At 70.4% G+C, this 19,139-nt stretch carries 16 protein-coding genes and 2 tRNA genes; 5 read left to right on the forward strand and 13 right to left on the reverse strand.

Annotated features, from left to right (window positions below; genetic code table 11):
• Positions 1-189 precede the first annotated feature (189 nt).
• Both ACZ499_RS32585 and ACZ499_RS32590 read right to left on the reverse strand, forming a co-directional pair.
• The gene (locus tag ACZ499_RS32585) at positions 190-1,293 is read right to left on the reverse strand and encodes a sensor histidine kinase (protein WP_468679809.1); all 1,104 of its coding nucleotides are present in this window, start codon (positions 1,291-1,293) and stop codon (positions 190-192) included.
• A gap of 148 nt (positions 1,294-1,441) precedes the next feature.
• Complete coding sequence (locus tag ACZ499_RS32590; protein WP_468679811.1) at positions 1,442-4,066, reverse strand: valine--tRNA ligase; 2,625 nt, start codon at positions 4,064-4,066, stop codon at positions 1,442-1,444.
• A 139-nt stretch (positions 4,067-4,205) separates the two neighbouring features.
• Between ACZ499_RS32590 and ACZ499_RS32595 the strand changes: the two genes are divergently transcribed.
• Positions 4,206-5,135, forward strand: a complete 930-nt coding sequence (locus tag ACZ499_RS32595; protein WP_468679813.1) for a hypothetical protein — start codon at positions 4,206-4,208, stop codon at positions 5,133-5,135.
• Positions 5,136-5,217: 82 nt separating this feature from the next.
• On the opposite strand, the gene ACZ499_RS32600 is transcribed toward ACZ499_RS32595, so the two are convergent.
• The 6 genes from ACZ499_RS32600 to ACZ499_RS32625 all read right to left on the reverse strand — a co-directional run bounded on the left by ACZ499_RS32600 (position 5,218) and on the right by ACZ499_RS32625 (position 10,588).
• Complete coding sequence (locus tag ACZ499_RS32600) at positions 5,218-5,496, reverse strand: hypothetical protein (protein ID WP_468679815.1); 279 nt, start codon at positions 5,494-5,496, stop codon at positions 5,218-5,220.
• Between the two features lie 229 nt (positions 5,497-5,725).
• Entirely contained in the window at positions 5,726-7,018 is a 1,293-nt protein-coding gene (clpX, locus tag ACZ499_RS32605; protein WP_067158960.1) for an ATP-dependent Clp protease ATP-binding subunit ClpX, read from the reverse strand.
• Positions 7,019-7,174: 156 nt separating this feature from the next.
• The gene (locus tag ACZ499_RS32610) at positions 7,175-7,837 is read right to left on the reverse strand and encodes an ATP-dependent Clp protease proteolytic subunit (protein WP_101392375.1); all 663 of its coding nucleotides are present in this window, start codon (positions 7,835-7,837) and stop codon (positions 7,175-7,177) included.
• 94 nt (positions 7,838-7,931) lie between these two features.
• Positions 7,932-8,537 carry an ATP-dependent Clp protease proteolytic subunit gene (locus ACZ499_RS32615; protein WP_468407097.1) on the reverse strand — a complete coding sequence of 202 codons (606 nt, stop codon included), beginning with the start codon at positions 8,535-8,537 and terminating at the stop codon, positions 7,932-7,934.
• A 345-nt stretch (positions 8,538-8,882) separates the two neighbouring features.
• Positions 8,883-10,280 (reverse strand): trigger factor, encoded by a 1,398-nt coding sequence (gene tig / locus ACZ499_RS32620; protein WP_468679818.1) that lies wholly within the window; start codon positions 10,278-10,280, stop codon positions 8,883-8,885.
• Positions 10,281-10,514: 234 nt separating this feature from the next.
• A tRNA-Pro gene (locus ACZ499_RS32625) sits at positions 10,515-10,588 on the reverse strand.
• Between the two features lie 152 nt (positions 10,589-10,740).
• Between ACZ499_RS32625 and ACZ499_RS32630 the strand changes: the two genes are divergently transcribed.
• Positions 10,741-10,814, forward strand: a tRNA-Gly gene (locus ACZ499_RS32630).
• 63 nt (positions 10,815-10,877) lie between these two features.
• On the opposite strand, the gene ACZ499_RS32635 is transcribed toward ACZ499_RS32630, so the two are convergent.
• The 4 genes from ACZ499_RS32635 to ACZ499_RS32650 form a co-directional block, all read right to left on the reverse strand.
• The gene (locus ACZ499_RS32635) at positions 10,878-11,072 is read right to left on the reverse strand and encodes a hypothetical protein (RefSeq protein ID WP_101388310.1); all 195 of its coding nucleotides are present in this window, start codon (positions 11,070-11,072) and stop codon (positions 10,878-10,880) included.
• A 128-nt stretch (positions 11,073-11,200) separates the two neighbouring features.
• Entirely contained in the window at positions 11,201-11,638 is a 438-nt protein-coding gene (locus tag ACZ499_RS32640; RefSeq protein ID WP_468679820.1) for an HD domain-containing protein, read from the reverse strand.
• 5 nt (positions 11,639-11,643) lie between these two features.
• The gene (locus tag ACZ499_RS32645; RefSeq protein WP_468679822.1) at positions 11,644-14,088 is read right to left on the reverse strand and encodes an ABC transporter permease; all 2,445 of its coding nucleotides are present in this window, start codon (positions 14,086-14,088) and stop codon (positions 11,644-11,646) included.
• A gap of 253 nt (positions 14,089-14,341) precedes the next feature.
• A complete protein-coding gene (locus ACZ499_RS32650) occupies positions 14,342-15,154 on the reverse strand; it encodes an ABC transporter ATP-binding protein (protein ID WP_468679824.1) in 813 nt (270 codons plus the stop codon).
• Between the two features lie 211 nt (positions 15,155-15,365).
• Here ACZ499_RS32650 and ACZ499_RS32655 point away from each other — a divergent pair, with 211 nt between their 5' ends.
• Positions 15,366-16,202: a helix-turn-helix domain-containing protein gene (locus tag ACZ499_RS32655; RefSeq protein ID WP_468679826.1), complete on the forward strand. Its 837-nt coding sequence runs from the start codon at positions 15,366-15,368 to the stop codon at positions 16,200-16,202.
• Positions 16,174-16,434, forward strand: a complete 261-nt coding sequence (locus ACZ499_RS32660; RefSeq protein ID WP_468679828.1) for a DUF397 domain-containing protein — start codon at positions 16,174-16,176, stop codon at positions 16,432-16,434. Before ACZ499_RS32655 ends, ACZ499_RS32660 begins: the two co-directional genes overlap by 29 nt.
• Here the strand turns inward: ACZ499_RS32660 and ACZ499_RS32665 are convergent.
• Positions 16,418-17,563: a PP2C family protein-serine/threonine phosphatase gene (locus tag ACZ499_RS32665; protein ID WP_468406673.1), complete on the reverse strand. Its 1,146-nt coding sequence runs from the start codon at positions 17,561-17,563 to the stop codon at positions 16,418-16,420. The genes ACZ499_RS32660 and ACZ499_RS32665 overlap by 17 nt on opposite strands.
• Positions 17,564-17,670: 107 nt before the next feature.
• On the opposite strand from ACZ499_RS32665, the gene ACZ499_RS32670 reads away from it, so the two are divergent.
• Entirely contained in the window at positions 17,671-18,900 is a 1,230-nt protein-coding gene (locus ACZ499_RS32670) for a GNAT family N-acetyltransferase (RefSeq protein ID WP_468679829.1), read from the forward strand.
• The last annotated feature ends 239 nt before the right edge of the window (positions 18,901-19,139 follow it).

Raw genomic sequence — 19,139 nt, forward strand, 5'->3', positions numbered from 1 at the left:
TTTCTCCCCCCCCTTCCCCCCCCCTCCCCCCCCCCCCCCCCCTCCCCCCCTCCCCCCCCCCCCCCCCCCCCCCCCCCCCCAACCCCCACCGGCCCGCACACAGACACGTGGTCCGGAGGCGAAGCCCCCGACGGGGCCGCCAGGCCACAGCCAGGCGCAGCGGGGTTCGGGGCGCGGCCCCGTCGGGCATCACGCCGTACCCGACGGCAGCGTCGCCTCGACCTCGTACGTCGTCGACGTGCGCCGCGTCGTCAGCGCACCCCCCATGCTCTCCACCCGCTCCCGCATCGAGAACGTCCCCGTCCCCGACGACACCGGCGCCGTCGGCGGCACCGTGGACGGCAGGCTGTTGCGGACGTGGACGTGGAGTTCGCCGCCCCGGACGCCGATCGTCACCGCCGCCCCCTCCCCCCGCGCATGCTTCACCGCGTTCGTGAGGCATTCCTGGACCACCCGGTACACCGCCGCCTGGCGCAACGGAGACAGCCCGTACGCCCGCTCGGCCACCGCCAGCGTCACCGGCGTCCCCGCCCGCCGTGTCTCCGCCGCCAGGGACGGCAGGCCGTCCAGGCCCGGGGTCGCCGTCCGTTCGTCCGCCCGGGCGACGATGATCTCGTTGAGCATGTGGTGCGCGCGGCGCGCCGTCTCGGCCAGGGAGTCGAAGTCCTGCTCGTGGGGGCCGCCCAGGGCCCGCCGCGCCCGTACCTCCGCCGTCACCGCCAGCATCGTCAGCTCGCGCCCCACCATGTCGTGGACGTCCCGCGCCACCGACGCCCGCTCGGCCTGCACGGCCTGGAGCGCCTGTACCTCGCGTACGAGATCCTGGCGGTACGTGGCCACGCCCACCACCGACGACAGCACCCCCACCGGCACCACGATGCTCAGGAACGAGCTGAGCGTGTCCGCGCGGTGCCCCAGCCAGTCGGGGACGTAGAACAGCGTGCACGCCACCGCCACGTACAGCACCGTCGCCACCACCGCCGTGCGGCGGCCCCGGAAGCGGCCGAGTGAGTACAGCGCGAACTGGATCAGCGTCAGCTGGTGCAGCCAGCCGAGGAAGACCAGGGCGGCGAGGTAGGGGATCCACGGCCATCTGCTGCGCAGCAGCAGCGTGGCCGAGCCCGCCGCGAGCACCGGCGGCACCGTGGCCCCGCTGAGGGAGTTGTCCGCCGCCGCGAGGCCCGGCACATCGATGATCATCAGCGCGAAGGCGGCCAGCGCGATCAGTACGTCCCGGGCCCGGTCGTCGCCCAGCGCGCGCCGCAGCACGGAGGCGGGGGGCGGAACGTACATGCCTTCCATCATGCAAGGTCTCTGGACCTCCCATGGCTGACTTTCGACCCTGGTTGGGGGCTAATCGCGTGATTTGACCCACGTCGCGCCCGTACGCGAAAACGAGGGGCCCCGACCGTTCAACGGTCGGGGCCCTTCTCGTCCCTGCTTACGCCTGCGGCAGGTTCGCCAGCTGCGTCGTGATCCGGTCGATGTCCGCCTCGGCCTTGGCAAGGCGCGTACGGATCTTGTCGACCACGTTGTCCGGCGCCTTGGCGAGGAACGCCTCGTTGCCGAGCTTGCCGTTGGCCTGCTGCTTCTCCTTCTCGGCCGCGCCGAGGTCCTTGGTCAGGCGCTTGCGCTCCGCCTCGACGTCGATCGTGCCCGACAGGTCGAGCGCGACCGTGGCGCCCGCGACCGGCAGCGAGGCGGTGGCGTGGAAGCCCTCGCCCGCCGGCTGGAGGCGCAGCAGCTGGCGGATGGCGGCCTCGTGCGGGGCCAGCGCCGTGCCGGTCAGGGTCAGCTCGGCCGGGACCTTCTGGCCGGGCTGCAGGCCCTGGTCGGACCGGAACCGGCGGACCTCGGTGACGACCTGCTGGACCAGCTCGATCTCGCGCTCGGCCGCCTCGTCGCGGAAGCCACTGTCCTTGGGCCAGTCGGCGATGACGAGGGACTCGCCGCCGGTGAGGGTCGTCCACAGGGTGTCGGTGACGAACGGGACGACGGGGTGCAGCAGGCGCAGGGTGACGTCCAGGACCTCGCCCAGGACCCGGCCGGAGACCCGCGCCTGTTCGCCGCCCTCGAAGAAGGTCGTCTTCGACAACTCCACGTACCAGTCGAAGACCTCGTCCCACGCGAAGTGGTAGAGGGCCTCCGACAGCTTCGAGAACTGGTAGTCCTCGTAGAGGGCGTCGACTTCGGCGACGGTCTTGTTCAGTCGGGACAGAATCCAGCGGTCGACCGCCGACAACTGCTCGACGGGCGGCAGTTCGCCCTCGACCGTGGCGCCGTTCATCAGCGCGAAGCGCGTGGCGTTCCAGATCTTGTTGGCGAAGTTGCGGGACGCCTGGACCCAGTCCTCGCCGATGGGGACGTCGACACCCGGGTTCGCGCCGCGCGCCAGGGTGAAGCGGACCGCGTCGGAGCCGTAGGTGTCCATCCAGTCCAGCGGGTTGACCGCGTTGCCGAAGGACTTCGACATCTTCTTGCCGAACTGGTCGCGCACCATGCCGTGCAGGGCGATGGTGTGGAACGGCGGGGTGCCGTCCATCGCGTACAGACCGAACATCATCATCCGGGCGACCCAGAAGAAGAGGATGTCGTAGCCGGTGACCAGGACGGAGTTCGGGTAGAACTTCGCGAGGCTCTCGGTCTGCTGCGGCCAGCCGAGGGTGGAGAACGGCCACAGGCCGGAGGAGAACCAGGTGTCGAGGACATCGGTGTCCTGGTGCCAGCCCTCTCCCGCCGGCGGCTGCTCGTCCGGTCCGACGCAGACGATCTCGCCGTTCGGGCCGTACCAGACGGGGATGCGGTGGCCCCACCAGAGCTGGCGCGAGATGCACCAGTCGTGGAGGTTGTCGACCCAGTCGAAGTAGCGCTTCTCCATCTCCTGCGGGTGGATCTTGACCTTGCCGTCGCGGACCGCGTCACCGGCGGCCTTGGCGAGCGGGCCGACCTTGACCCACCACTGCATCGACAGACGCGGCTCGATGGTGGTCTTGCAGCGCGAGCAGTGGCCGACCGAGTGGGTGTACGGGCGCTTCTCGGCGACGATGCGGCCGTCGGCGCGCAGGGCGGCGACGATGGCCGAGCGGGCCTCAAGGCGGTCCAGCCCCTGGAAGGGGCCGTGGGCGGTGATGACCGCGTGCTCGTCCATGACGGCGAGGTTCGGCAGGCCGTGGCGCTGGCCGATCTCGAAGTCGTTCGGGTCGTGCGCCGGGGTCACCTTGACGGCGCCGGTGCCGAACTCGGGGTCGACGTGCTCATCGGCGACGACCGGGATACGGCGGCCGGTCAGCGGCAGCTCGATCTCGGTGCCGACGAGGTGCTTGTACCGCTCGTCCTCGGGGTGGACGGCGACGGCCGTATCGCCGAGCATCGTCTCGGCGCGCGTGGTCGCCACGACGATGGAGGCGTCACCTTCCCCGTACCGGATGGAGACGAGCTCGCCCTCGTCGTCCTGGTACTCGACCTCGATGTCGGAGATCGCGGTGAGACAGCGCGGGCACCAGTTGATGATGCGCTCGGCGCGGTAGATCAGCTCGTCGTCGTACAGCTTCTTGAAGATGGTCTGGACGGCCTCGGACAGGCCCTCGTCCATGGTGAACCGCTCACGGGACCAGTCGACGCCGTCGCCGAGGCGGCGCATCTGGCCGGAGATCTGGCCGCCGGACTCGCCCTTCCACTGCCAGACGCGCTCGATGAACGCCTCGCGGCCCAGGTCGTGGCGGGACTTGCCCTCCTTGGCGAGCTCGCGCTCCACGACGTTCTGGGTGGCGATGCCGGCGTGGTCCATACCGGGCTGCCACAGCGTCTCGTAGCCCTGCATGCGCTTGCGGCGGGTGAGGGCGTCGATCAGCGTGTGCTCGAAGGCGTGGCCCAGGTGCAGGCTGCCGGTGACGTTGGGCGGCGGGATGACGATGGTGTACGGAGGCTTGTCGCTCTTGGCGTCGGCCTCGAAGTAACCGCGCTCCACCCAGCGCTCGTACAGCTCCCCCTCTACCTGGGCCGGCGCGTACTGGGTCGGCAGTTCGGTGGTGGGCGCTGGGTTCTGCTGCTGAGTGTTCTCGGTCACGGGGCTCAGTTTAGAGGTGTCACCGGCCGGTACTGAAACGGGAATCTTTAGTAACGGTCGGCCCCCCGATGCGCCGTGCGGCCTGGTTGTCCGCCAGGATGTCTGGATCAGATAAGCATCCATAGGGGGAATCCCAGCAATGAGCTACAACCAGCCGGGCCCGTACGGCGGCCAGCCCCAGCAGCCCGGCCCGTACGGTCAGCAGCCGCCGCAGCAGCCGTACGGGCAGCCCGGGCAGCCGCAGCCCGGCTACGGCTACCCGCAGCAGCCCCCGCAGGGCGTCCCGCCCCAGCAGGGCTACGGCTACCCGGCCCAGCAGCCCCAGTACGGCCAGCAGCCGCCGTACGGGGCGCCCATGCCGCCCGCCCCGGCCAAGAAGAAGACGGGCCTGATCGTGACGGCCGTCGTCGTCGCGGTCGCGGTCATCGGCGGTGGCATGTGGTTCGTGACGAAGGGCGGGGGCGGCGGCAGCGGCGACGTCTCCGCGAGCACCAAGGGCTACAAGCTGGTGACCCCGGCGACGGTCGGCGAATACAAGAGCTCCAGTTCCTCTTCCTCCTCCGACAAGAAGATGTCGGAGAAGGACAAGACGGAAGCCGAGGCGATGGGGATCAAGGACCCCTCGGAGGTGTCCAGGTCCTACAAGGCGGCCGGTGACGCCAGCAACCCGCTGGGCGGCAAGACGCTGATGTTCCACGGCTTCTACGGTGACATCAGCGACCCGTCGAAGACGCTCGACGCCATGTTCGCGAAGCTCCAGGAGAGCAGCGACGACGACAAGAAGAAGAGCGACACCAAGGCCGAGCTGGTCGGCAGCCCCAAGTCGATCAAGCCCGCCGGGTTCTCGGGCGCGCTGATGAAGTGCCAGAACGCCAAGGTCACCGACACCAAGGACGCCAAGACCGCCGAGATCCCGATCTGTATCTGGTCGGACTACTCCACGGTCGGTGTCGTCGAGGCGATCGACATGGCGGCCATGCTCGGCAAGGGCGGCGGCGCTACCATGCCGACCGACCAGGTCGCCGACCTCGCGGCGAAGCTGTACAACACCGCGCGTGTGAAGAAGTAACCTCCAAGTCCACTCGGCGGGCGGGGTGATCGCTGCTCCAGATCACCCCGCCCGCCTGACCCGACCGCCTGACCCGCTCGCCTCACGCGCGCGAGCAAGCCTCGTCCGCGTCGTCGGGCTTGACACCTATTGCGACCATCTTCCCGATGCAAACAGGATTGGCCGCGCCCGCCCAGGGGCCCTTGATCAGGCAGGCGTTCTGCAGCTTGGGGCCGACGTTGTATCCGGCACGCGTCAGGTAGTTGTCACACTCGACCGCCGTGGCCTGTGCCGTCCCAGCGGTCATCAGCGGTACAGCCACCGCGGTCGCGGCCACGAAGCCCGCCGCACCGATGACGCGCTTCACCTTGAGCAGTTTCACGTTCAGCCTTCCATGAGTCTGGTCAGAGCCCCATGCCCTCGCACCAGAACCGAACTGATCATTCAGCGGCTCGAACGTCAATAAACGATCATGGAAGTGTCTTGAACAGGTACGACCAGACCGAAACCGGCCTGGTCAATGCCACACGGCAGCGGACGCAATGGTGCCCGCCCAGAGGAGGACTTGCCCCACTGGGCGGGCACCTTCACACACCCGCACAACCCGTCGGCTACGCCGACTTCTCGTGCCGCCCGTCGTTCTTCACGATCCGCGGCTCGCGCGGGACCAGTGTCGGGTTGACGTTGTTGTGGACGACGTCCGACGTGATGACGACGCGGGCCACGTCCTTGCGGGACGGGACCTCGTACATCACCGACATCAGGACTTCCTCCATGATCGCGCGCAGACCGCGCGCCCCCGTGCCGCGCAGGATCGCCTGGTCGGCGATGGCCTCCAGGGCCGGGCGGTCGAAGTCCAGCTCCACGCCGTCGAGTTCGAACAGGCGCTGGTACTGCTTGACCAGCGCGTTGCGCGGCTCGACCAGGATCTGGAGGAGCGCCTCGCGGTCGAGGTTGTGGACCGAGGTGAGGACGGGCAGGCGGCCGATGAACTCGGGGATCATCCCGAACTTCACCAGGTCCTCCGGCATGACCTCCTGGAACTGGTCGCTCGCCTCGATCTCCCGCTTGGAGCGGATCGTCGCGCCGAAGCCGATGCCCTTCGCGCCGGCCCGCGACTCGATGATCTTCTCCAGGCCCGCGAAGGCGCCGCCCACGATGAACAGCACGTTCGTCGTGTCGATCTGGATGAACTCCTGGTGGGGGTGCTTGCGCCCGCCCTGGGGCGGCACCGAGGCCGTCGTGCCCTCCAGGATCTTCAGCAACGCCTGCTGTACGCCCTCGCCGCTCACATCACGCGTGATCGACGGGTTTTCGCTCTTCCGGGCGACCTTGTCGATCTCGTCGATGTAGATGATGCCCGTCTCGGCCTTCTTGACGTCGTAGTCCGCGGCCTGGATGAGCTTGAGGAGGATGTTCTCGACGTCCTCGCCGACGTAGCCCGCCTCCGTCAGCGCCGTCGCGTCCGCGATGGCGAACGGGACGTTCAGCATCCGGGCGAGGGTCTGGGCGAGGAGGGTCTTGCCGGAGCCGGTGGGGCCGAGCAGCAGGATGTTGGACTTGGCGAGCTCGATCGCGTCGTCCCGGCCCTGCGCGCCGCCGTTCTCACCGGCCTGGACGCGCTTGTAGTGGTTGTAGACCGCCACGGAGAGCGCCTTCTTGGCGGGCTCCTGGCCCACCACGTAGCTCTCCAGGAACTCGTAGATCTCGCGCGGCTTGGGCAGTTCCTCCCACCGCACCTCGGAGGACTCGGCGAGTTCCTCCTCGATGATCTCGTTGCAGAGATCGATGCACTCGTCGCAGATGTACACACCGGGGCCTGCGATGAGCTTCTTCACCTGCTTCTGGCTCTTGCCGCAGAACGAGCACTTGAGCAGGTCGCCGCCATCACCGATGCGTGCCACGAGGTGCTTCCCCTTCGCCTGGGAGACGCCACGTTCAGCGGCTCCTGGTGCCTCATATCCGACGGTACCTTGCCTGGCCCCCCGTTCGGGCCCCCCTTGGCGCGGTTCACTTCGACGTGGACCGTCATATGTACCGCGCCAGGGGCTCCGGCTGCGTCAGGCGGCCGCGGCCGACGTCGTCTTGCGGGTCGACACGATCTGGTCGACCAGGCCGTACGCCAGGGCGTCCTCGGCGGTGAGGATCTTGTCCCGCTCGATGTCGTCCCGGATCTTCTCGATGGGCGTGGTGGAGTGCTTGGCCAGCATCTCCTCCAGCTGGCTGCGCATGCGCAGGATCTCGTTGGCCGCGATCTCCAGGTCGGAGAGCTGCTCACGGCCGGTCTGCGAGGACGGCTGGTGGATCAGCACGCGCGCGTTGGGCAGCGCCATGCGCTTGCCGGGGGTGCCCGCGGCGAGCAGCACGGCGGCGGCGGAGGCCGCCTGGCCCATGCAGACCGTCTGGATGTCGGGCTTCACGAACTGCATCGTGTCGTAGATGGCCGTCAGGGCCGTGAACGAGCCGCCCGGGCTGTTGATGTAGATCGAGATGTCGCGGTCCGGGTCCATCGACTCCAGGCACAGCAGCTGCGCCATGACGTCGTTGGCGGAGGCGTCGTCGATCTGCACGCCGAGGAAGATCACGCGCTCCTCGAACAGCTTCGCGTACGGGTCGTACTCACGCACGCCCTGCGAGGTGCGCTCGACGAAGCGCGGCACGATGTAGCGGTTGTCCACCTGCGGGCCGGTGTAGAGGCCGCTTGCGGAGAGGTTGTTCTGCATGTCGGGGTTCACCATCCTGGTGGCGTTCTGTGGGCTCGGGTGCTCAGGGGCCGGGGCTGGGGTCCCCGGCTCGCTGGGAGCCGGGGAGAGGGGCTCAGGCCCCGGTGCCGCCGCCGCCCGGAACACCGGCCGCGTGGGCCATGATGTCGTCGATGAGGCCGTAGGCCTTGGCCTCCTCCGCCGTGTACCAGCGGTCGCGGTCGCCGTCGCGGATGATCGTCTCGACCGTCTGGCCCGAGTGGCGGGCGGTGATCTCCGCCATGCGCGTCTTCGTACGCAGCAGGTACTCGGCCTGGATCTTGATGTCCGAGGCGGTGCCGCCGATGCCGGCGGAGCCCTGGTGCATCAGGATGTCGGTGTTCGGCAGCGCGAAGCGCTTGCCGGCGGTGCCGCCGGTGAGCAGGAACTGGCCCATCGAGGCCGCCATGCCCATACCGATCGTGACCACGTCGTTCGGGATGTACTGCATGGTGTCGTAGATCGCCATGCCGGCCGTCACCGAGCCGCCGGGGCTGTTGATGTAGAGGTAGATGTCCTTCTCCGGCTCGGCGGCCAGGAGGAGGAGCTGTGCGGTGATCTTGTTGGCGATGTCGTCGTCGACCTGCTGGCCGAGGAAGATGATGCGCTCGTTGAGGAGCCGGTTGTAGACATGGTCGCCGAGGCCACCACCGAGGGACGGCTCACCGGCGGCGTAAGGCATCAGATTCGTCACGTATCCACCTGCTCGTCTCTGACGGCTTCGGCCGTCTCAGCGTCTTCATTCAGAGGGCGGGGCTTGCGGCCGACTTCACCGGCTGACTCCACGCCCCCGTATTCATGGACCCTAACGCGCAGGTAGGACAACGCCATCCCGGTTCCCGAACTGTTCGCTCGGAGCGCAAGGTGGTTGAAGCGCGGGTGCGTACAGAACCGGCCACGGGGCGCCTGGGCACGGCTTCGGTCCGGGTACGCGGAAGGGCCCGGACGCGGCTGCGTCGCGGGCCCCTCCTCACGTACTTCGTACGCGTGGTCAGGCGGTGCCTGCCGTACGAGGTCGGGCCGAGGCTCAGGCCTCGGTCTTCTCCTCGGCGTCGGCGTCGACGACGGCCTCGACGGTCTCGGCGGCGGCCTCGACCTCGGCGGCCTCGTCTTCGTCGTCCTCCAGGTCAACGGCCTCACCGTTGGTGTCGACGACCTTGGCGGCCTCGACGACCACGGCCAGCGCCTTGCCGCGGGCGACCTCGCCGACGAGCATCGGCACCTGGCCACCCTCGACGACGGCCTGGGCGAACTGGTCGGGGGACATGCCGGAGGAGGCGGCACGGCGCACCAGGTGCTCGGTGAGCTCCTCCTGGTTGACGTTCAGCTTCTCCTTGTTGACGAGCTCGTCAAGGATGAACTGCGTCTTGATGCCCTTGACGGCCGCTTCCTCGGTCTCGGCGGTGAACTCTTCCTCGGTCTTGCCCTGGATCTCCAGGTACTTGGCGAGGTCGAGGCCCATCTGGCCGAGCTGGTGGTGCTCGAGGTTGTGCTTGCGGGTCTGGATCTCGTCCGCGAGGAGCTTCTCGGGGATCGGGACCTCAGTGATCTTCAGCAGCTCGTCGAGCACGCGCTCCTGGGCCTGGGTGGCCTGGTCGAACTGCTTCATGTTCTCAAGGCGCTTGCGGCTGTCGGCCTTGAGCTCGTCGAGGGTGTCGAACTCCGAGGCGAGCTGCGCGAAGTCGTCGTCCAGCTCCGGCAGTTCGCGCGCGGCGACCTGGGTGACCTTGACGGTGACCTCGGCGTCCTTGCCCTCGGCGGTGCCGCCCTTGAGCTGCGAGGTGAAGGTGGCCTCGCCACCGGCCTCCAGGCCCTTGACGGCCTCGTCGATGCCGTCGAGGAGCTCGCCGGAACCGATGGTGTACGAGACACCCTCGGCCACGCCGTCCTCCAGGACCTCGCCGTCGACCTTGGCCTCAAGGTCGATCGTCAGGACGTCGCCGTCCTGGGCGGCGCGCTCGACCGGGGAGGTCGAGGCGAAGCGCTCACGCAGGTCCGAGACGGCCTTCTCGACGTCCTCGTCGGAGACCTCGACCGCGTCGACGGTCACCTCGATGCCCGAGTAGTCCGGGATCTCGATGGTCGGGCGGATGTCGACCTCGGCGGTGAAGTTCAGCGTCTCGCCGTCCTTCAGCTCCGTGATGTCGACCTCGGGCTGGCCGAGCGGGTTCAGCTCGGCCTCGTTGACCGCCTCGGTGTAGAACTTGGGGAGCGCGTCGTTGACGGCCTCCTCCAGCACAGCACCACGGCCGAACCGCTGGTCGATGACGCGGGCCGGGATCTTGCCCTTGCGGAAGCCCTTCACCGTGACCTGCTGGTTGATCTTCTTGTACGCCGCGTCGAGGCTGTCCTTGAGCTCCTCGAAGGGCACCTCGACAGTGAGCCGAACCCGAGTCGGGTTCAGGGTCTCCACGGCGCTCTTCACGGTTCGGTCTCCTTGTGGCTGACTTCTGGGGGTTCTGCCCGGTGGCCGACGGCCGCGGGCGGATGGGGCCCGGTTCATCGGATTGGTCAGACACACGGGCACGCAGCTTGCATAGTAACCGCAAGCGGGATGCCACCCACAATGCGATCTTGTGCGCGGAGATCGTGTGAGGCGTGCACGGAGAGTCGGCGAAGGCCATCCGGGGACGCCGTCGGCCACTGCCGGACGCTGCTGTCGGGGTGGCGGGATTTGAACCCACGGCCTTCCGCTCCCAAAGCGGACGCGCTACCAAGCTGCGCCACACCCCGTCGGTGCGACACGTAGGGTACATGCCCGCGGGGAATTCGTCGGCCGTTTTGCGCACCGGGCCGCACGGCCGGATGCGGTGTGCGCACGCGGGGGGTGACCCGCTACGATGCTCTTCGTGCCGCGGTCGTTCCCGACCTGCGACGCGACACACGCGGGCGTAGCTCAATGGTAGAGCCCTAGTCTTCCAAACTAGCTACGCGGGTTCGATTCCCGTCGCCCGCTCCACGGCCTCGGGCCCGGTGACCAGCTCACCGGGCCCGAAGTGTTTCCGGGACCCGGCGGGTGTGCTCAGAACTTGATCTGGTCGATCGTTTCCGCCAGCGAGTTCAGGAAGCGGTTTATCGACGGCGCCATCCCGGTCGACGCCATGAAGAAACCGAAGAGCGCGGCGACTATGGCCGGGCCGGTCTTGATGGAGCCGCCCCGGATCATCACCACGAGGACGATCGCCAACAGCAGCACCACAGACAGTGAAATGGCCACAACTGATCACACCCTTGGTCGGTCCGCCTTGCCGGCCCGGAATGTGCCGCCGAGCACACCCCGCAGGGTCCATCGTGCCACCAACACCCCTGCAGGTGCTGCCGCCTGACACATAGCCAAGGTATGGATCACGCCAAGCCCAGGAGGGCGCGCATGGTGGCGTATTTGTGGGTGAGGCGGGTACGGGTGGGCTCGTCGAGGGCGGCGAGGCGGGCCGGGTCCGCGTTGTGGGCCAGGTCCGCCTCCTTGACCAGCAGCGCGCCCGGGGCGGCGAGGATTCGGGCCGCGTAGGCCGGAAGGGCCTCGCCCTGTCTTTTGGTCACCGCCATCACCATCTCCCGTACCCCGGGCGCCAGTTCCGCCCACTCCAGCCGCTCCTGTGACAGCGCCCCGTCCTCCACCGCGTCGTGCAGCCACGCCGCCGCGATCTGCTCCTCGGTGCCGCCACGCGCGCGTACGCCTTCGGCCACGGCCGCCAGGTGTTCGGTGTACGGGCGGCCCGCCTTGTCGGTCTGGGTGGCGTGGGCCGCCCTCGCGATCGCCTCGACCTCGGGGAGTGTGAGCATGCGGCTCAGCGTAGGGCCGCGCGGGCCGGGAGCGCCGTGGAGGCGAGGCCCAGGCCCAGGATGCCCGCGGCGAACGATCCGTACAGGACGGGCGGGATGTACGGGCTCTCGCCCGTCAGGCCGTTCATCATGGGGATCAGCGTCGCCAGGGCTATCGCCGTGCCCAGGATCAGGCCCGCCGACGTCACCAGGAGCGCCTCCCAGCGCACCATGCCCATGACCTGGCGGCGGGTCGCGCCGATCAGGCGCAGGGTGCCGAGCTCGCGGCGGCGGTCCAGGATGGTCATGACCAGCGTGTTCGCCGCCGCGACGGCCGCGAAGCCGCCGAGTACGGCCGCCATGGTCGTGTTGGCCCAGGCGTTCAGGTCGCGTTCCACGCTCTTGGCCGTGGCGTAGCCCGCCGCGTCCGTGACGGTGTCGCCGAGCGGCGCCAGGGCGGACGCCGCGGCCTTCCCCTTCAGCAGGAGTTCCGTCGGCATGCCCACCGTCGTCGTGTGGGAGGCCAAGTCGCCCTGCGGGAGGGTTATTTGGGACAGGCCGAGGCCCCTGTCGTACGTGGCCACCACCCTCGGGGACGCCTTCGTGCCGTCGGGGAGCAGGATGTCGAGCCGGTCGCCCACGCGCGCGTGCGTGTCGTTCGCCAGGGTCTTGTCCAGGGCGATCGTGCCGGGCTTCAGGGCGTCCAGGGAGCCCTTGCGTACGCCGAGGTCCTGGACGCGCGCGAGGTCGGCGCCCGTGCCCGTGAAGCCCTGCGTGGAGATCGACTGGAGGGCGCCGCCGGAGTGGACCAGGACGGACGTACGGGTCAGGCCCACCGCCGTGTCGACGCCCGGGGTCGCCTTCGCCCGCGCCACCGCGTCCGAGGTCAGGCCCGACGGGCCGGTGATCACCCGGTCGGCGACGAGGCCCGCCCGCTGCTGCTTCGCGGTGACGCGGTCCTCGCTGGTGTGCATGAAGACGAGGGTGGAGGAGAACGCCATGGCCAGGACGATCGGGGTGATCGCGGAGGCCAGACGGCGGGCGTTCGTACGGGAGTTGGCCGCCGCCAGCGACGCCGGAGCGCCGGCCGCGCGCAGCGGCAGACCGAACAGACCGGCGCAGGCGCGGGCGATCAGCGGGCCGAGGAGGGCCACGGCGAGCATGAAGAGCATGACGACGCCGAGGGCCGCGTTCGCCGCGTTCTCGCCCTTCTCGGACGCGGCCACGCCCGTGAAGGCGATGCCGCCGCCGAGGGCCGCGACGCCCAGGGGCGTACGGATCCAGCCGATGCGCAGCCGCTCCACCGACGCGTCCCGCAGCGCCTCGCCCGGCTTGGTGCGGGACGGGCGGCGGGCCGCCATGTACCCGGCGAAGAGCGACGTCAGCACGGCCGCGCCGGCCGCCGCCGCCATCGGGATCCACGACACCGACAGGTCCACGGCTTCCGGGACCGCGCCCTTGTCGCGGAGCTGTCCGAACCACCAGTTCGCGAGCGCCGCGCCCGGGAGGCAGCCGAGCGCGCCCGCGAGCGGGGCGACCAGCATGGTCTCGGTGGCGATGGTGCGCCGGATCTGGCGCGGGGTCGCGCCGATCGCGCGCAGCAGGGCGTACTCGCGGCGGCGCTGGCCGACCGAGAGCGTGACGGTCCCGGCGGCGGTGAAGACGGCGACCATGGCGGCCATGCCGCCGAAGGAGCCGCCGAGCGCGGTCAGCAGCTCCTTGGCGTAGGCGAGGCCGCGGGTCTCGACGGCGCCGCGCCCGTCACCGGTGTGGACCTCGGCCGCGTCTCCGAGCCGCTGGGCGACCTGGTCGGCGAGGGCGGAGGCCGCGACGCCGGGCTTGGCGAGTACGGCGATGGCGTCGGCCTTGCCGGGGTGCCCGGACAGGGCCATGGCCTGGGTGTCGGTGAACCACATGGTGCCGGGGGCCTTCGTGGTGCCGGACACCGTGAACTGCCGCTTGCCGGACGGGGTGTCGACGGCGAGCCGGTCGCCGATGGCGGCGCGGTCGCCGGTCACCACCTGGCCGGTACGGGGCGGGGTGCCGGAGGTGAGCTTCGTGCCGGTGAAGGCGGTCGAGCCCCAGCCGTGGGCGGTCGCGGGCGTATTTCCCGTACGTACGTCGCGTACAGGAAAGGAGACGTCCGCGATCGCGGCGGACGCGCCGGGGGCCGTCGCCGCGCGGGCCGTCAGGGCGGCGTCGAGCCGCGCCTTGTCGGGCAGCGCGACGGACTCGGTGTCCCGGTCCTCGCCGCCGCCGGTGGTGTAGTGGGCCTGCTGGTCGGCGGCGGCGACCACGGGGGCGCCGGCGTACCGCTCGGCCGGGACGGACGCGCGCACTCCGGTCTCCAGGAGGATCCCGCACGCGGAGACGATCATCGCGGCCATGAAGAGGGCGACGAAGGTGCCGACGAAGGCGGACGGTTTGAAGCGGATCGCTGCGCGGGCGAGGCCGTTGGGGCGGGGGGTCATGGTGGGGTGACTCCTGTAGGTGCGTGCATGTGTGCGGGTGGGGGTGCGCCTGCGGCGGGCGGGATTCCCCACCCCGCCCCTTCCCGAAAGCCCTGGGCGGGCGGCCTGGAGCTTCGGCTGCGGACCGTGCCGGGTTGCTCGCGCAGTTCCCCGCGCCCCTACAGGGGCGCCCCGAAGGGGCGCTTCAGGGGCCCCCGGAGGCCACGCGGCGGAGCCGCAAATGTCACAGCGGGAAGGGGCGGGGTGGGGGAATTCACGCCGCTGCCGCCGCGTACGTCGTCGCCGGCGCCGTCAGCGACGTCATCCGGCCCGCGATCTGCCCCGCCGACGCGCCCGTGAGGGCGTCCGCCATCGACCCGTCCGCGAGGAAGAGGACCTGGTCGGCGTAGGCGGCGGCGCCCGGGTCGTGCGTGACCATGACGACCGTCGCGCCCATCCCGTCCACCGCGTTCCGCAGCAGCGAAAGCACCTCCGCCGCCGTCCTCGTGTCCAGCGCGCCCGTCGGCTCGTCCGCGAACACCACGTCCGGCCGCGTCACCAGCGCCCGCGCGATCGCCACGCGCTGCTGCTGACCACCGGAGAGCTCACCCGGGCGACGCTTCCCCTTCCCCGCCAGCCCCACCTGGCCCAGGAGTTCCTCGGCCCGGCGCCGCTCCGGCCGCCGCCCCGCCAGCCGCATCGGCAGCAGTACGTTCTGCTCCACCGTCAGCGAAGGCAGCAGGTTGAACGCCTGGAACACGAACCCCAGCCGGGCGCGGCGCAGTTCGGTCAGCTTGTTCTCGCTCATGCCCGTGATCTCGGTCCCGCCGAGCCGTACGGACCCGTCCGTGGGCCGGTCCAACCCCGCCGCGCACTGGAGGAACGTCGACTTGCCCGACCCCGACGGCCCCATCACCGCCGTGAAGCTCCCGCGCGGCAGCTTGAGGTCGATCCCCCGCAGGGCGTGCACGGCCGAGCCGCCGCGCCCGTACTGACGCCGCACCCCGCGCAGCTCGACGGCCCAGCCGGGGTCGCCCTCGGCGGCCTCGACCCGTGTCGCCCGCCGCTTGCCGCGTCCCAGTGCCATCGTCCTCGACCTCTCCTCGTACGTGCGTTGTCCGATGCCTCGAAGTTACGGATCCGGGCAGGTCGCGGGCCATGGCGGCTCCCGGCGGATCGGGGGTGGGGACACCCCCACCCCCGTACGGGAGTTGTCCCGTTTCCCCTCGCGGGGCGCGGTTGCTTGATTACGCTCCGCTATGTGACCTGAGCAACTCCGCGAGCCGCTGGAGGCCGCCGTGGTGAACATCCGCACGCTGGATCCGAGCGCGTCGCCGCTCGACTATTACGGTTCCGAGCTGCGCCGCGAACGCGAGCGCGCCGGGATGACGCAGGAGCAGTTAGGGGGCTGCCTGTTCTGTGCCGCGTCGCTGATCGGCCAGATCGAGACGGCGATGAAGGTGCCGACCAGGAACTTCTCGGAGCGCGTTGACGCTGCGCTGGGGACGGAGGGCCGGTTCTCGCGGCTGGTGGGGTTGGTGCTGCGCAGCCAACTGCCGACTTGGTTCCAGCAGTTCGCAGAGATGGAAGCGCGGGCTACGTACATCAGCACCTACCAGGCGCAGGTGGTGTACGGCTTGTTGCAGACGAAGGAGTACGCGGAGGCGCTCGTGGGCGCCCACAGTCCAGACGACCTCGACACTCTGGTTGCTGCTCGACTGGAACGCCAGCGGATCCTGGAGCGGGACACCCCGCCCGCGCTGTGGGTGGTGCTCGACGAGGCGGTGCTGTACCGCGAGGTCGGCGGCAGGAAGGTCATGCGGAAGCAGCTGGCCCACTTGCTGAATGTCTGCGAACGTCCGTGGACGTACCTCCAGGTGCTCCCCTTCTCGGTCGGTGAACACCCCGCAACGCTAGGGTCGTTCACCCTCCTGCGGTTCGATGACGACCCGGACCTCTTCTACTCGGAGAGCTACGACATCGGGCACATGACCGCCAACCCGCCAGTGATCAGGGAGCGTTCAGTCGGATACGCTCGCCTGCAAGCCACAGCCCTCTCCCCCGAGGACTCGGCTGCACTGATCGCTCGCGTAATGGAGGAACGCTATGGACCTGACGGACGCGCAGTGGCGTAAGTCGAGCTACAGCGGCGGCAGCGGGGGTGACTGCGTCGAGTGCGCCGCACTCGGGGGCGCGTCGTGGCGTAAGTCGAGCTACAGCGGCGGCAGCGGCGGCGAATGTGTCGAGGTCGCAGACCTCCCCCACGCCATCGCGATCCGCGACTCCAAGCGGCCCGAGGGCGCCGCCCTCACCGTCAGCCCGGCCGCGTTCGCGGCCTTCGTGCACGACCTCACGCATCACGCCTGATCAAGAGCAGCGCCCGGTCGTCGTTGACGTCCTTCGCCACCGCCTCGATCAGGTGCCACGCCGCGCCCTCGAAGCCCGTCGTGACGTAACGGTCGGCCTCGCCCGTGAGGCGGTCGATGCCTTCCGCGATGTCGCGTTCGGCCGTCTCGACGAGGCCGTCCGTGAAGAGCATCAGGACGTCGCCGGGGCCGAGTGAGCCCTTGACCGGGTGGAACTCGGCCCCGTCGTACACCCCGAGCAGCGGCCCCTCCCCCGTCACCTCGCGCCAGCGGCCGGAGCCCGCCTGGAGGTGCAGGGCGGGGAGGTGGCCGGCGGACAGCAGCTCGTAGTCGCCGGAGTCCAGGTCGAGGACGAGGTGGATCGAGGTCGCGAACCCCTCGTCCCAGTCCTGGCGGAGCAGATAGCCGTTGGCCGCCGTGAGGAAGCCGTGCGGCGGGAGCGAGCCGAGCAGCCCGCCGAACGCGCCGGACAGGAGCAGCGCGCGCGAGCCCGCGTCCATGCCCTTGCCGGAGACATCCGTGAGGACGACTTCGAGCGTGCGGTTCCCGTTCGTACGGGCCGCCACGACGAAGTCGCCGGAGAAGGACTGGCCGCCCGCCGGGCGCAGGGCCATCTCTCGGTGCCAGCCGCGCGGCAGGCGTGGCAGGGCGGACTGGACGCGGATGCGTTCGCGCAGGTCGAAGAGCATGGTGCCGCCGCGCCGCCAGGGCACGCCGACGCGGGCCCGGAACTGGGCGATGAGGAGGCCGAAGAGGCCGCAGGCGGCGACCACGAGGACCGTGCCGGGGGTCACCCTGGCGGGGCCCTCCGTGTACGGGCCCAGTTGTACGGACTCCACGATCAGGGCGAGGGCGGCGGCCGCGTACAGGCCGAGCAGGCTCGCGGGGCGGAGCAGGACGCCGCCCGCGACGATCGGCAGGGCCAGCGCGCCGGGCGCGCACCAGACCGGTGAGGCGAGCGTCGCCAAGGTGATCGCCGGGACGGTGAGGAGCAGGCCCACGAGCGCGATCCAGTCCGATCCGTCGCCCCGGAAGTAGTCGACCCCGGACTTGCGCAGCGCGATACGTGCCCGGTGCGCCGACTTGCGCCACCGGGCACTGTACGAATCCGCTCCCACGCGTCGTGCCATTGCCGGTGACCCTATCCAGCCGACGCCGCCATGCGCAGGGGGACCCCTCTGGGACTGTGTTCGAAATCCGGTCGACCGGATGTCATAACCGCTGGTAGTCATGGCGTATGACTGTGGACGTACGTGCTCTGGACCCCGCCGACTTCGACCAGTGGTACGGGATGGTGGAGCGGGTGTTCGGGGGCGTACCCGAGGATCCGGAGCTGGAGGAGTTCTGGCGCACGGTGATCGATCCGGCGCGATGCCTGGCAGCTTATGACGGGCCGTCCGTCGTCGGTACGACGCAGACCTTCGCCCTGCCGGTGTCGGTGCCGGGCGGCGCATTCGTACCGACCGGGGCGGTCAGCGCGGTCGGCGTCGCCGCGACGCACCGCCGGCGCGGGATCCTCACGTCGATGATGCGGAGCCAGCTTGACGTCCTGCGCGAGGAGGGCGTCCCGCTCGCCGTCCTCACGGCGTCCGAGCCGGGGATCTACGAGCGGTACGGGTTCGGCCTCGCCACCCAGCAGATGAGACTGGAGATCGACTCCTCGCGGGTGCGGGTGGAGGTGCCGGAGGGCGCGGAGGACGTGACCCTGCGGTACGCGTCCCTCGCGGATGCCGCTTCGGCGTGCGAGGAGGTGTACGGGCGTGCGGCCGGCACGCGCGCGGGGATGTTCCTGCGCACGCCCGGCTGGGAGCGGCACCCGCTCCTCGACCCGCCGGGCTTCCGGGACGGGGGGTCGCCCGCGCAGTGCGTGCTGGCCTCGCGGGGCGGCGAGGTCGTGGGGTACGTGCGCTTCCACACCAAGCCGGTGTGGGACGCGGCGGGCCCGAAGGGCGTCGTGACGCTGCGGGACATCAACGCGGACGACCCTGCGGTGTACGGCGCGCTGTGGCGGTTCCTCTGCGACATCGACCTGACGTCGACGGTCAAGGCGGGCAACCGTCCGGCGGACGACCCGCTGCTGCACCTCGTGTCGGATGTGCGGCGGTGCGGGGTGCGGATACGGGACGGGCTGTACGTGCGGCTGGTGGACGTGGGGTCGGGGCTGGCGTCCCGTACTTATTCGGCGCCGGTGGACGTGGTCTTCGAGGTCGCGGATGCGTTTTGTGGGTGGAATGCGGGTCGGTGGCGGTTGAGCGGGGACGGGAAGGGCGCGGTGTGCTCGCGCACGTCTGATGCGGCGGATGTGGCGCTGTCCGTGCGTGAGCTGGGGGCGGCGTTCATGGGCGGGGTGTCGCTGGCGGCCCTCGCGGCGGCGGGCCGAGTCCGGGAGCTCCGGGAGGGGGCGCTGGCGGAGGCGGGCGCGGCGTTCACGACCCCGGTGGCGCCGTGGCTGCCGCACGGCTTCTAGGCGGATGGAGCCCCACCCCGCCCCTTCACCTAAACCCTCCGGGGGTGGGTGGGGGGCTCTCCCGGGGGCTGCGCCCCCGGACCCCGGGGCGGGGCTGCGCCCCTGCACCCCCTTGCGGGGGCTCCGTTTGTCCGCAGGCCGGCTGTGGGGGGGGGGGGGGGGGGGGGGGGGGGGGGGGGGGGGGGGGGGGGGGGGGGGGGGGGGGGGGGGGGGGGGGGGGGGGGGGGGGGGGGGGGGGG

Source organism: Streptomyces sp. NPDC031265 (assembly GCF_055570295.1).